We start from the raw sequence: 12,730 nt of genomic DNA, 5'->3' as shown, positions 1-12,730 counted from the left end.
AGGCCCATGTTTGACGTTATCGTAAAAAATGCCAGCCTGAGATTTGGCGATCATCTCGTTTTTGAAAATCTCAACCTGACCATGCAAGGTGGAAAATGGACTTGCCTGCTCGGCGGCAGCGGCGTCGGTAAAACCAGCCTGCTGCGCCTGATCGCAGGATTAAGCGGCAATGACAACAGCCGCGCTGATGTGAGTGGTGAAGTCATATGCGAAGATGGCTTTCCGGTAAACCATCGTATTGCCTGGATGTCTCAGGAAGATTTATTGCTGCCCTGGTTTACGGTATTGGAAAACATCACCCTTGGGCAGCGCTTGAGAAGAACTTGGGGAGATCGACTGAAGCGTCGGCCGCTGTTATCGGGTGAAACTACCGATCAAGCCATGTCCATTCTGGAGAAAGTCGGTCTTTCTGATAAAGCCGATGTGCTGCCACAACACCTTTCTGGCGGCCAAAGGCAGAGAGCGGCTCTTGCCCGAACACTGATGGAAAACCGCCCGTTAGTATTAATGGACGAACCTTTCGGCGCACTGGATGCCATTACCCGCCTGAATCTTCAAGACCTTGCCTGCGAGTTATTGGCAAATCGCACCGTGCTATTAATCACTCATGATCCGCTGGAGGCGCTTCGTCTTGGTCATGCGGTTTATCACCTTCGTGGTCACCCTGCCCGATTAACCGATGCCATTGTCCCTTCCGGCACCACGCCACGTTCGTTGGATAACCATGAACTGATGTCACTTCAGGGCACATTGCTGGATCGTTTACGACATGAGTCGTTTTCAGAGGGAGACTCTGTATAAATGAATAACAGCATTAAACCTTTTATTGTCTTTATCGCCATGCTGGCATTATGGCACGGGCTGGTCGCTGGATTTGATATGCCCAGCTACATTCTGCCCGGCCCCTGGGAAGTGGCCAAGAGCATGGCGGAGAACGCCGGCCTGCTTTGGGAACACTCCCTGGTCACTCTCAGTGAAATGCTGCTGGGTCTTTTGCTGGGTGTATTGTTGGGCATCGCCCTGGCTCTGATGCTGGTTTACTTCGCAGTGCTCAGGCCCTGGTTACTGCCACCACTGTTGATCACTCAGGCCATTCCCGTTTTTGCCCTGGCACCGATTCTGATGCTCTGGTTTGGTTATGGTCTGACATCGAAAGTCGTTATGACCATTCTGGTAATATTCTTCCCCGTTGCTACCTGCTGTTATGACGGCCTGCGCCATACGCATCAAGGCTGGCTGGATATGGCGCAAACCATGGGCGGTAGCCGTTTTGCCATTCTCAGAACCATTCGCTGGCCTGCAGCATTACCGGCTCTGGCTTCCGGTCTTCGGGTTGCTGTGGTGGTAGCGCCTATTGGTGCGGTGGTTGGCGAGTGGGTAGGGTCCAGTGCTGGTCTTGGTTATTTGATGCTGCAGGCCAATGCACGACTGTGGGTCGACCAGATGTTTGCCGCCCTTGCCGTACTCGCCTTTTGTTCAGTCACTCTTTATTACACGACGGATAAACTCTTACGTCGCCTCATTCCATGGAAACCAGAAACGTCACAGGAGTAAATAATGAAAAAAACCGTAAAACACTGTTTCCTTTTTGCGCTGTCGCTGATATTTGCAGTGAATGTGCAGGCCAGTGAGCAAACAGAAAAAAAGCCTGAAGAACTGACTCTGATGCTGGAATGGTTCGTAAACCCGGACCACGGCCCGATCATCATTGCCCAGCAAAACGGTTACTTTAAAGATCAGGGGCTTGAGGTAAAAATCCAGGAACCTGCAGACCCAAACCTGCCACCAAAACTGGTTGCTGCGGGAGATGTAGATTTAGCCGTTTATTATCAGCCAAGCCTGATTCACGGTGTTGCTAATGGCTTGCCTTTGGCTTGGGCAGGTACGCTGGTTGCTACGCCGCTGGATGGTTTGCTGGTTCTGGATGAAAGCCCGGTAAAATCCCTGAAAGATATGAAAGGCAAAACCATTGGTCTGAACATTGGTGGTATCGAAAACGCCATTCTGGATACCCTGTTTGAACCTTATGGCTTCACGTCGAAAGATGTAAAACTGGTGAACGTTGGTTGGAATCTGTCGTCTTCTTTAATGAGCGGCCGTGTGGATGCCATTATGGGCGCTTACCGTAACTTTGAACTGAACCAGCTGGCGATCGAAGGCGAGAAAGGCCGCATGTTCTACTACGAGGAAAACAACATTCCTCCTTACGATGAGCTGATCTTTATTGCCAACAGCAAGAAGCACAATAAAGACGCTATCCGTCGTTTTCTTCGCGCTATCGAACTGGGCACCCAATACATCGTGAATAACCCGGATAAGTCTTGGGAAATCTTCCGGGATTACAGCCCTGAAAAGCTGAATAACGAACTGAATCGTCGTGCGTGGTTTGATACGATTTCACGATTTGATCTGAGGCCAGCGGCTAAAGACGTGGGTCGCTATCAGGCGTTTGCTGACTTCTTGCAAAGCAAAGGTGAGCTAAAAGATAAAGTAGATGCCAGAACGTTTATGCTTGAGCTGTAAGCATTCAAAGCACCTAACCTAAAAAAGAAAAGCCCATCAGATTTCTGATGGGCTTTTTTTAAAGCAGGAAAGCGCCAATCAAGAAGTAACCCACAAAGGTTACTAACAAAATTCCCATAATGTTCAGAGCAAAGCCAGCTTTCATCATATCGGTAATGGCCAATTTGCCAGAACCAAAGACGACAGCGTTTGGCGGTGTTGCCACGGGCATCATAAACGCAAAGCTACAAGCCAGTGCGGCCGGTGCAGCCAGTAGAACCGGATCAATACCCAAGGTAACGCCCAGGGCTCCCATCAGCGGCAGAAAGCCTGCTGCAGTTGCCGTATTGCTGGTCAGCTCTGTGAGGAAGGTGATAACCGTGACCACAAACGCCACCACCAACAGTACCGGCATGCCATTGGCGATACTCATGGCATCCGCCACCCACGTTGCCAGCCCCGTGCTTTTGATTTGGGCTGCCAGCGTTAAACCACCACCAAAGAGCATCAATACGCCCCAGGGGATTTCCCGGGCTTTTTCCCAGGACATAACATAAACGCGCTCATCATTTTTCACCGGAATCACAAATAAGCTGATGGTTGCGGCGATGGCAATGATCGTGTCAGAAAGACCGGGAATGTAATCTTTCAGGAAGGGTCGGAAAATCCAGCAAAGGGCAGTTACCGTAAAAATAATGGCAACGGTTTTCTCACCCCGGCTCATGGCGCCAAGATCTTTCAGCTGCTTGCCGATGACGTTTCGTGCTTCCGGGTTTTCTTCTTTTGAGAGTTTAAAACCAAAACGCGTCAACCAGAACCAGGCAACCACCAGCATGAGCAAGCTCATGGGTAAACCCACCATCATCCATTGGGCAAAGCCCACTTCCATGTTGTAATTCTCGGACAGGAACGCAGCCAATAGCGCGTTAGGCGGCGTACCAATCAACGTCGCCAAGCCACCAATACTTGCACTGTACGCAATGGCCAACAACAGCGCTTTACTGAAGTCTGTATTCTCTTTTTCATCACTGCCAGAGACCATGGATGCCACAGAAATACCGATCGGCAACATCATCACGCTGGTTGCGGTGTTGGATACCCACATGCTCAAAAAAGCAGTAGCAATCATAAAGCCAGCAATCTGGCGATCCGGCCGAACACCGGTGCGTAACATAATATGCAACGCTATTCGTTTATGCAGATTCCAGCGTTCCATAGCCATACCCAACATAAAACCACCAAAGAAGAGGTAGATGGTTGGGTGAGCGTAAGGGGCTGTCACTTGCTTGATGCTGGCAATACCCAGCAATGGGATAAGCAGTATGGGTAACAGAGAAGTCACCGGAATCGGCACCACTTCGGAAACCCACCAGATTGCCATCATGGTCGCTACGCCAACCATATACCAGGCATGGGTTTCCATACCTTCGGGGGCTGGCAGCACAATAGTGAGCAGTAGAACCAATGGTCCGACAAAGAGAGAGAGCCAATAAAGCGCCCCAGGGGAGTGTCGTTTAAATGCTGTGTTATTTTTAGTCATCACCGTAAGCCTGTTGCGGTTTATACGCACATTTTCTGATATTTCAATATGAATGAATATTGATTCAGATCAATGCTTCTTTAGGGTCTGTTGACGTTTCGTTGCGTGCTCAGCGGATCAGGGCGCTCCTATGGCTAGGCGCAGTGCCGCAGGAATGCTCATTGCCTTTCAAGGCGCTGGAACAACGACATAGGGGCGCCCTGATCCGCCCTTCGGGTGACTCAGAAAAATGCCCACCGCTTTGTCAGGCTTGCTCGACGTAGAATAACTACGCACTTCACAAGCCTTTCGCGCGGTGGACTTTTTTCTGAGTCACTGAGCCTCGCAACGAAACGTCAACAGACCCTAACAACAGGCCATTACGGGTTTTCAAAAGCACTTAATTTATCGGGCTATATTTCCTGCCACATTGAGTGCATCCCAAGTGCGGGAAAATGGTGGCGCATAGCAGAAGTCCATCATGCCCAGATCTTCTGTAGTCAACCCACCTTTGATGGCTGCCGCGATGGCATCCACTCGCAGCACGGCACCACGACCACCGGCAATCTGACCGCCCAGCAGTTTTTTACTGCCTGTCTCGTACACCAGCTTCACCAGAATGTCGGACTGACCCGGATAATAGTTCGTGTGATCTTTATCCTTAATGACCACTGTCTGATAATCGAGATTCGCTTCCAGCGCTTCTTTCTCGCTCAGCCCCACTCTGCCCGCTTCGAGACCAAGCACTTTGACACAAGCTGCACCGTAAGCGCCCGGGAATGTTTTATCAGAACCCGCCATCACTTCGCCAATCAAACGACCCATTTTATTGGCGTAAGTTGCCAGTGGAATCCAGACTGGTTTATTCAGCTGACCGTGAACCACGGTGGCGCAATCACCTGCAGCAAAGATATTGGGGATTCGGGTTCTGCCCTGACTGTCGGTAACAATGGCGCCATTGGGCATAAACTCCAGATCAAGGCTCTGAATGAAACGGGTGTTAGGTTTCACACCGGTACAGAGCACAATCAAGTCTGCAGAATATTCACCTTTGTCAGTATTTATCTGCAGTCGTTTATTATCTGTTTCTGAGACGGCACGAACTAATTCTTGCCAGTGACATCGCACATCATCAGCAGTTAACGCATCCATTACCAGCTCAGCCACTTCGCTATCAAATGTGGCTGCCAGTGGCAGAGGCGCATTTTCGATGAGGCGTACTGTTTTCTTCTGCCTAATCAACGCTTCCGCCATTTCCAGGCCGATGTAGCCAGCACCGATCACAACAACGTCTTTGATTTCCGGGCTGGAAACGATTTCCTTCAATCGCAAACCATCATTCATGGTTTTAACGCAGAAGGTGCGACCATTCTTTAGTGATTCAGCAAGCCCTGTAACCGGTGGAACAATGGGTTCAGCGCCCGTAGCAATCATCAGCTGATCATAAGGTTGTTCAATGGTTTCACCGGTTTCCAGATTTTTGGCGTGAACCACTTGCTGATCTGTATCGATGTTAAGGACCTGATGTCGTATGCGAACATCCACTCCCCGGGCAGCGAACTGCTCAGGGGTAAACTCCGACATCTCTTTGGCATCGGAAAAAAAGTCGCCCACATAGTAAGGCAAGCCACAGGCGCCGAAGGAAATAACATCCGATTGTTCAAAAACGACAATCGTTGCATTTTTAGCCGCACGGCGAGCTTTGGCAGCGGCACTCATGCCCGCTGCCTCGCCACCGATGATGACGATTCTGAGCGCTTCAGAATCGCCGGATTGATTGAGGACAGACATCAGGAGACGGTATCCATATCCAGTTCAGGGGAATCGTTACTGTTGAAGGTGTCCATATTCACCTCACCCATGGCACGACCACCCACAAAACCGGTGGTAATGGCACCACTGACGTTGACTGCGGTACGACCCATATCAATCAGAGGTTCGATGGAAATCAGCAAGCCAGCCAGTTCAACAGGAAGGCCAAGGGCAGATAGAACGATCAGCGCCGCAAAGGTAGCACCACCGCCAACACCAGCAACACCGAATGAACCAATGGCAATGGTGACAATCAAAGTACCAATAAAGCTGAAGCTGGTTGGATCCACACCCACCGTTGGCGCAATCATCACCGCCAACATGGCAGGATAAATACCGGCACAGCCATTCTGGCCAATTGTCGTGCCGAATGAAGCGGCAAAGTTGGATACACCTTCAGAGACACCTAAACGCTGGGTTAGTGTCTGAATGGTCAGTGGCATCGTGCCCGCACTGCTTCGGGAGGTAAATGCAAAGGTCAGGGCTGGTAAAATCTTGCGAATAAACTGCACCGGGCTGGCACCTACCATGGTGACCATAATCAAATGCACGACGAAAACAGCGATCAGTGCAGTATATGAAGCAATAACAAATTGGATCAGTTGCAGAATGTCAGAGAAGTTACTGCCCGCGACGACTTTGGTCATCAACGCAAGGATGCCAAACGGCGTTAGTCGTAAAACCAGCGTCACTATGCGCATGACAATGGCATGTGCAACTTCAACAAAGCTCTCAAATTTTCCAGCGATCACTGCTTCCTTTCGATGCAGGCCAAGCGCGGCAACACCAATAAAAGCAGAGAAAATGACCACACCAATAATCGAAGTGCTGCGCGCACCGGTCATATCAAGGAATGGGTTTGCAGGGATCAGGCTGACCAGCATACCCGGGATAGACAGGTTCTCTACACGGGCGACAGTTGTCAGAAGCTGTTCACCCCGCGCCGCTTCTCTGGCACCGGTGGTAATCGCTTCGGCACTCAAACCAAAGCCGAGCGCAGCAACGATACCAATGACGGCGGCAATAGAAACCGTGATCATCAACAGCGCCAGAATCCAGCCACTGATTCGCCCAAGAGCGCCAGCACCTTTAAGTTTTAATATGGCGGAGATTACCGACACCATCACCAATGGCACCACAATCATTTTCAGCAGGCCAACATAACCATTGCCAATGATGTTGAACCAACCGATGGACTCCGTCAGGGTTTCAGAAGGGAAACCATAAAAGACCTGAAGGCAGGCGCCGTAGGCAACGCCCATGCCCAGAGCAATAAAAACCCGCCGGGTAAACGGCATATACGTTTTTTGAAAATGGTATAGAACATAAAGTAGCCCCACCATAATTGAAATATTGACCAGCACAGCAAAAGACATGGCACTAATTCCCTGTTATTAAAGGTTTTATCGGTTCAATTAGAGTTGACGTGTAGCGAACAATGCCCTGCAGGCATCAAATCAAGCGGTTCTATAACAACAGCAATTAGACATTGAGATCGAAAACATACTACTAAAGTTCCGCATGGGTCAGCAGAGCAAACTCTTCTGCTTTGAATGAGAGCTATTATCGATCAGCAAACGATATTTGCATAGCCCTATAACACCCTGTTTTTTAGAACTTTTTTATTTAAAAACATCAATTTAAGTAATAATATATGTCCTTAAGAGGCGTTATAGCAGTGTAAAGCTAATCTCGTCACCAAAACTATCTATACCTGTATACGTTTGACCATAATCAAAGGGGAGATGATAAATTAATCCTATATGCTTTCGCTCCATTGCCTCAAGCTGATCATGAAGCGCTAAATTCAACTCTTTTAAAGCTACCACTTCTTCAAACAAACGCTTATGACTGCTTAAAGTATCAATTAGTTGAGCTCTTAAACCCAATAAAAAAGGTCGGTTTTTTGCTCTGAATGATGCTTCCTCAGCCTTTAGAACCGCTTCTTCAAACCTGAACAAATCATCTCTGGCGTGTTCTACCTGAGCCATACTCGCATCACTTGCCTGTTCGAGAAATCCAGTAAACACCTGTTGCCTATCAGTTATAGTCCTGGATAGCTCAATCACTTCATCAGGTTGCTGCAGTCTGAACTCTGCTAACATTACTCTGGACATAGTGGCTAGCGCAGCCCGATAATTATCCCACGCTTGCTCACGAGTCATCTCACCCTTCAATGTTTTTTTCACCTCTTCCGGTGAAGAGGTGACTCCAGAGTCGCAGCCTGATTCGAGGTTATCAACTGAAAAAGTGTTCCCTCCAATATACTTGGACAGTTGTTTTTCTAATGCCTGATTCTCAGAACTAAGCTCAAGTTTCTCTTTGAAAAGTGGCCTCATATCCACCAATCTTTGCTTAATAAGCTTTCCAGCCTTGTCTATAGCATCAAGATATTTCTCTGTTTTTTCACAAAGACGTTCGTCTACTTTTGCTCTCAAGGCATCAATCACTTCTTCATTATTTGATTCCAGAAACTCCGCAATTGCAGGATCGCCTTTAACTCCAGCGGTATTCAGGCACAAAACCTTTATTACCCAACACGCCATCGTCTCAGTTAACTTTAAATCAATACTGCTTTGTTTATTTCCGACAGGCTCAGAGGCTTGTTTCACAGGCTCAGGGTTAACCAACTCTACTCGTTGAGCCTCTACCAGTGGTGGGTTATCGAACGAGAGAACAGCTGATAAGGGTGAAGGAGTACCTCTCGGTATAAATGTTCTTACTTCATCATCATTATGTTTTATCTTGTGGGTTCCCTTCTCCACAAATAATGAACGAGGATTCAGATGGTTTGCTATCCAATTGCCTACCTGAATAAAAGGCTTGCTGAAATGATGGCTTTTTACTTTTCGAGAATGATAGGAGCCCGACTCAGACTCAGTCGACGCCTGTAGGCTTGATAAACCACCTTTTTTACCAGCCTTATCAATAACACTGCCCCAAGAGTCAGAGCTTAATGACGCCAAGCATGAACCCACAGCTGAAAAGATCCCCATAACTGCTTACCTAAATGACAACACGTTATCTGGAAGATATAAATTGTTATAGGTCATCAGCCATCGCAATAGATTTTAAAGCTATAGCAGACTGAGTTTATATGAAAACATATGGAATTGAGTTCAGAAGTCATTCAAAAACCACTAGCACTGCTTGGTGGCTTAACAATGCTATAGCTTTCGCTCTTCTTTATATATCTGAAAGCCTTAGACATTTTCCGAGATACTTATCGCATTTCTATTCGGGTAATTAATTACAACAATAATCCTAAGTAGGTGATAGTTTGCTTTCGACTATTTTTCGGAGCATAAATATTGCGATTTATACTGACTTAAGGCTTGGCTACCAAAGGTTTGAACTGTTTCCTGGTCAAATGAACAAAATATCCGATTACAAAGTATTACCTACTTACGTCAGATAGAAATGTAAATAAGTCAGATGCAGGCAAAAATACTGCCTTACATCAACTTTACGCATCTTTACTGGTGATATAACTGAGCCATGGCCTCAGCCTACTCTGGATAGGGGCTCTGGATAGGGGGTGTATCATGTCTCATGCCATTATCAGCGGTGCTGAAAAAAGTGAACGCGATCTTTTTGCACTGCTCGCACTTAAATCAGATGTTTTACTGGCAGTTGTTCTAACACTTGCAATTATTCAGCTGACTCTTAAAGGCAGTAGTGTTGCTCCAATCGTTTTACTGGCGGGCTCATTGCTTTCTATTGGGATCATGACCGGGCTGGACAAAGGCGCAAGACGTCTGATGTCAGGGCTTCTCAGCCATATACCTTACGTCTTTGGTATCTACCTGTTCTTTTTTGAAGGGTTTGTTCGCTTAACCGGGCTGCTAACCGACTTCTCTGTACTGAACGTCATTCTTGTTATTTTCTTTTTTGTTGCCGGCAACAGTATTGCCACCGCCGGGTACAACACGATTCTTTATGCTAAAAGGCTTAAGCAGTCTCACTAAGGAACTGTCACAAAATAACTTCCACATTTAACCAGAAGCCTTATCCGTTATCCGTTGTCCGTTGTCCGTTGTCCGTAAAAGCCTTGCTGCTTGTGCTTTTACGGTAAACGGAAAACGCTTCTCTGAGCAGTGAAGTTATTCAGGGACAGTTCCTAAGCGCTCTATAGAAAAATGATAAAGGTGACTCGGAAAGTCACCTCTTTTGTAATACCGAAACACGCATCTCCAGCTCACATTCGAGACTTGTCAGCTGTTCAAGCGCCTCTTTCTGTTCTGGTTTTACATGCCAGTAATGGGGCGTCATGGTAAGCAGATCCATAATGGTTTCTGCGCCTTCCAGCATCATACGCTCTTTAACCTCTTCACTGTTCACCAACGACAGGTTTTCAGGTAAATCCTGCACCCGCTTATCTTCCGGGTAGGGTCGGACATCCTGATAAATTAGCTGCCTGAGTGCCAGCAAATGGTGCTGACCAGGCGTCACCATCAAAACATGTCCACCGGGTTTCAGCAGCCGGGCAAACTCTTGCCAGTCGGTTCGGGAGAACACTGAGATGATCACATCAAACTGGTTACCCATAAGAGGTAGCTGACTGACACTGGCCACCAGCCACTCAATATCTTTACTGCGACGACAGGCCGATAAAATAGCGGGCTTGGAAATATCAACGCCACACACATCGCTGCCTGACACCTTTTGTTGAATTTCTGTGGTGTAGAATCCTTCCCCACATCCGGCATCAAGAATTCGAATTCTCTCGCCATCAACATGACCACCAACATGGTGAATGAGTTCAACCAATTTATTCACAACCGGCTGATAATGCCCTTTGCTTAAAAACCGGGCGCGGGCTGCCACCATGTCGTTATCATCACCCGGCTGCTTACTTTTCTTTTTATGACTGGGTAAAAGATTCAGATACCCCTGACGGGCGCGATCAAATTGATGACTACCAGGGCAACAAACACCAGAAGGTGTAGTGGCGAGGCTTTCATGACAAATAGGGCAACACAGCTGAATCGGCATTGGGTTAGATGATGTACAATAAATCCGCAGTGTAACCCGATCCGGATGATAATCAATATCAGGTCTACAGCTCTTTCACACTGAATTGATATTTTTGCAAAGCTGGTCGATAGTGATTTCCGGACAATCATTTCTAAAATAGCATAAAGAAAAAGCCAATTACCTATTGGCTGGAGGCCGTAGCCAAGGTAGTCTGCGCCGCTTTACTTTTAAAATACTCAGCACAGGACACCAAATTGATTTCAACAGCTAATATCACCATGCAGTTCGGTGACAAACCCCTCTTTGAGGATATCTCCGTCAAGTTTGGCGAAGGCAATCGTTACGGACTTATTGGTGCCAATGGTTGTGGTAAATCAACCTTTATGAAGATTCTGGGCGGCGAATTGGAAGCGTCTTCCGGTAACGTCAATAAAGACTCCAACGAGCGCATAGCGAAGCTGAGCCAGGATCAGTGGGCCTACGAAGAATACACCGTCATCGACACCGTCATTATGGGTCACGCTGAACTGTGGAAAGTGAAAGCAGAACGCGACGCCATTTATGCCAAAGCCGATATGACTGAAGAAGAAGGCATGCGCGTTGCGGATCTGGAAGTTCAGTTTGGCGAAATGGACGGGTATTCTGCCGAAGCCCGTGCCGGTGAACTGCTGCTGGGCCTGGATATTCCTATCGATCAGCATTACGGCCTGATGAGCGCGGTTGCTCCGGGCTGGAAACTGCGCGTATTGCTGGCTCAGGTACTGTTTGCTGATCCAGACATTATGTTGCTGGACGAACCGACCAACAACCTGGACATCAATGCCATCCGCTGGCTGGAAGATATTCTCAAGCAGCGCGATTGCACCATGATCATCATTTCCCACGACCGTCACTTCCTGAACAGTGTGTGTACGCACATGGCGGATCTGGACTACGGCAAGCTGCAAATCATGCCGGGCAACTACGATGAGTACATGACCGCGGCGACTCAGGCTCGTGAGCGCATGCAGGCAGATAACGCCCGTAAGAAAGCTCAAATTGCCGAACTGCAGTCATTCGTCAGCCGTTTCTCGGCCAACGCTTCCAAGGCACGACAGGCGACTTCCCGCGCCAAGCAGATCGATAAAATTCAGCTGGCTGAAATCAAGCCTTCCAGCCGCCAGAACCCGTTCATCCGCTTTGAGCAGGAAAAGAAACTGTTCCGGAATGCGCTGGTCGTCGAGAAGATGAGCCAGGGTTATGAAGATGATCTGTTTAAAAACGTAAATCTAATGGTGGAAGTGGGCGAACGTATTGCCATTATCGGTCAGAACGGTATCGGTAAAACGACGTTGCTGCACACGTTGGCGGGTAAAATGGCGCCGCGTTCCGGTGAGTTCCAGTGGTCAGAAAACGCCAACATTGGTTACTACGCCCAGAATCACAGTTCTGACTTTGAATTGGATATGAATCTGTTCGACTGGATGAGCCAGTGGATGAACGAAGGCGACGATGAGCAGGTAATTCGTGGCGTACTCGGTCGGATGTTGTTTTCACAGAGTGATCTGAAAAAATCCGTGAAGGTGATTTCCGGTGGAGAACAGGGTCGTATGTTGTTTGGCAAACTTATACAACAGCGTCCAAATATTCTGCTGATGGATGAGCCGACTAACCACATGGATATGGAATCCATCGAATCTCTCAACCTTGCGTTGGAAAATTATTCCGGCACGCTGTTGTTTGTTTCTCACGATCGTCAGTTTGTATCTTCTCTGGCAACCCGCATCATCGAGATAAAAGACTCTGGTGTTGTGGATTTCCATGGTACCTATGATGATTATCTGCGTAGTCAGGGTGTTGAATAAAATATTTTGAGAAAAACAGGGAACTTGCTCGCCAAGTTTCCTGTCAGAGATGGGCGAAAAGCACTTTATATCCTCA

10 protein-coding genes are annotated in these 12,730 nt (G+C 47.8%); 5 read left to right on the top strand and 5 right to left on the bottom strand.

All coding sequences use genetic code 11. The features are described from left to right. The first annotated feature begins 6 nt into the window (after positions 1-6). The 3 genes from Q1B11_RS13240 to Q1B11_RS13230 are packed head-to-tail and all read left to right on the top strand — an operon-like array spanning position 7 to position 2,523. Positions 7-801 (top strand): ABC transporter ATP-binding protein, encoded by a 795-nt coding sequence (locus Q1B11_RS13240; protein ID WP_299733466.1) that lies wholly within the window; start codon positions 7-9, stop codon positions 799-801. Beyond that, positions 802-1,554 carry an ABC transporter permease gene (locus Q1B11_RS13235; RefSeq protein ID WP_299733464.1) on the top strand — a complete coding sequence of 251 codons (753 nt, stop codon included), beginning with the start codon at positions 802-804 and terminating at the stop codon, positions 1,552-1,554. It abuts the gene before it with no gap. A gap of 3 nt (positions 1,555-1,557) precedes the next feature. Continuing rightward, positions 1,558-2,523: an ABC transporter substrate-binding protein gene (locus Q1B11_RS13230; protein WP_299733462.1), complete on the top strand. Its 966-nt coding sequence runs from the start codon at positions 1,558-1,560 to the stop codon at positions 2,521-2,523. Between the two features lie 58 nt (positions 2,524-2,581). Here Q1B11_RS13230 and Q1B11_RS13225 read toward each other — a convergent pair whose 3' ends face one another. The 4 genes from Q1B11_RS13225 to Q1B11_RS13210 all read right to left on the bottom strand — a co-directional run bounded on the left by Q1B11_RS13225 (position 2,582) and on the right by Q1B11_RS13210 (position 8,829). Continuing rightward, positions 2,582-4,042, bottom strand: coding sequence for a DASS family sodium-coupled anion symporter (locus Q1B11_RS13225; protein WP_299733460.1), 1,461 nt, complete (start codon positions 4,040-4,042; stop codon positions 2,582-2,584). A 384-nt stretch (positions 4,043-4,426) separates the two neighbouring features. Further along, positions 4,427-5,812, bottom strand: coding sequence for a CoA-disulfide reductase (locus tag Q1B11_RS13220; RefSeq protein WP_299733458.1), 1,386 nt, complete (start codon positions 5,810-5,812; stop codon positions 4,427-4,429). Beyond that, the gene (locus Q1B11_RS13215; protein WP_299733456.1) at positions 5,812-7,209 is read right to left on the bottom strand and encodes a cation:dicarboxylase symporter family transporter; all 1,398 of its coding nucleotides are present in this window, start codon (positions 7,207-7,209) and stop codon (positions 5,812-5,814) included. Before Q1B11_RS13215 ends, Q1B11_RS13220 begins: the two co-directional genes overlap by 1 nt. Before the next feature lie 294 nt (positions 7,210-7,503). Further along, entirely contained in the window at positions 7,504-8,829 is a 1,326-nt protein-coding gene (locus Q1B11_RS13210; protein WP_299733454.1) for a hypothetical protein, read from the bottom strand. Between the two features lie 549 nt (positions 8,830-9,378). On the opposite strand from Q1B11_RS13210, the gene Q1B11_RS13205 reads away from it, so the two are divergent. After that, entirely contained in the window at positions 9,379-9,801 is a 423-nt protein-coding gene (locus Q1B11_RS13205; protein WP_299733452.1) for a hypothetical protein, read from the top strand. Between the two features lie 193 nt (positions 9,802-9,994). On the opposite strand, the gene Q1B11_RS13200 is transcribed toward Q1B11_RS13205, so the two are convergent. Further along, positions 9,995-10,828 carry a putative RNA methyltransferase gene (locus Q1B11_RS13200; protein ID WP_299733450.1) on the bottom strand — a complete coding sequence of 278 codons (834 nt, stop codon included), beginning with the start codon at positions 10,826-10,828 and terminating at the stop codon, positions 9,995-9,997. Positions 10,829-11,064: 236 nt separating this feature from the next. On the opposite strand from Q1B11_RS13200, the gene Q1B11_RS13195 reads away from it, so the two are divergent. After that, complete coding sequence (locus Q1B11_RS13195) at positions 11,065-12,654, top strand: ABC-F family ATPase (protein ID WP_299733448.1); 1,590 nt, start codon at positions 11,065-11,067, stop codon at positions 12,652-12,654. The last annotated feature ends 76 nt before the right edge of the window (positions 12,655-12,730 follow it).

Source organism: uncultured Endozoicomonas sp., from assembly GCF_947495845.1.
Lineage (GTDB): Bacteria > Pseudomonadota > Gammaproteobacteria > Pseudomonadales > Endozoicomonadaceae > Endozoicomonas.
This window is presented reverse-complemented; position numbering and strand designations above follow the sequence as displayed.

Coding starts and splice junctions, on each gene's coding strand:
- Q1B11_RS13200 (WP_299733450.1), bottom strand. CDS start 10,828: ATGCCGATTCAGCTGTGTTGCCCTATTTGTCATGAAAGCCTCGCCACT.
- Q1B11_RS13240 (WP_299733466.1), top strand. CDS start 7: ATGTTTGACGTTATCGTAAAAAATGCCAGCCTGAGATTTGGCGATCAT.
- Q1B11_RS13205 (WP_299733452.1), top strand. CDS start 9,379: ATGTCTCATGCCATTATCAGCGGTGCTGAAAAAAGTGAACGCGATCTT.
- Q1B11_RS13210 (WP_299733454.1), bottom strand. CDS start 8,829: ATGGGGATCTTTTCAGCTGTGGGTTCATGCTTGGCGTCATTAAGCTCT.
- Q1B11_RS13220 (WP_299733458.1), bottom strand. CDS start 5,812: ATGTCTGTCCTCAATCAATCCGGCGATTCTGAAGCGCTCAGAATCGTC.
- Q1B11_RS13230 (WP_299733462.1), top strand. CDS start 1,558: ATGAAAAAAACCGTAAAACACTGTTTCCTTTTTGCGCTGTCGCTGATA.
- Q1B11_RS13215 (WP_299733456.1), bottom strand. CDS start 7,209: ATGTCTTTTGCTGTGCTGGTCAATATTTCAATTATGGTGGGGCTACTT.
- Q1B11_RS13235 (WP_299733464.1), top strand. CDS start 802: ATGAATAACAGCATTAAACCTTTTATTGTCTTTATCGCCATGCTGGCA.
- Q1B11_RS13225 (WP_299733460.1), bottom strand. CDS start 4,042: ATGACTAAAAATAACACAGCATTTAAACGACACTCCCCTGGGGCGCTT.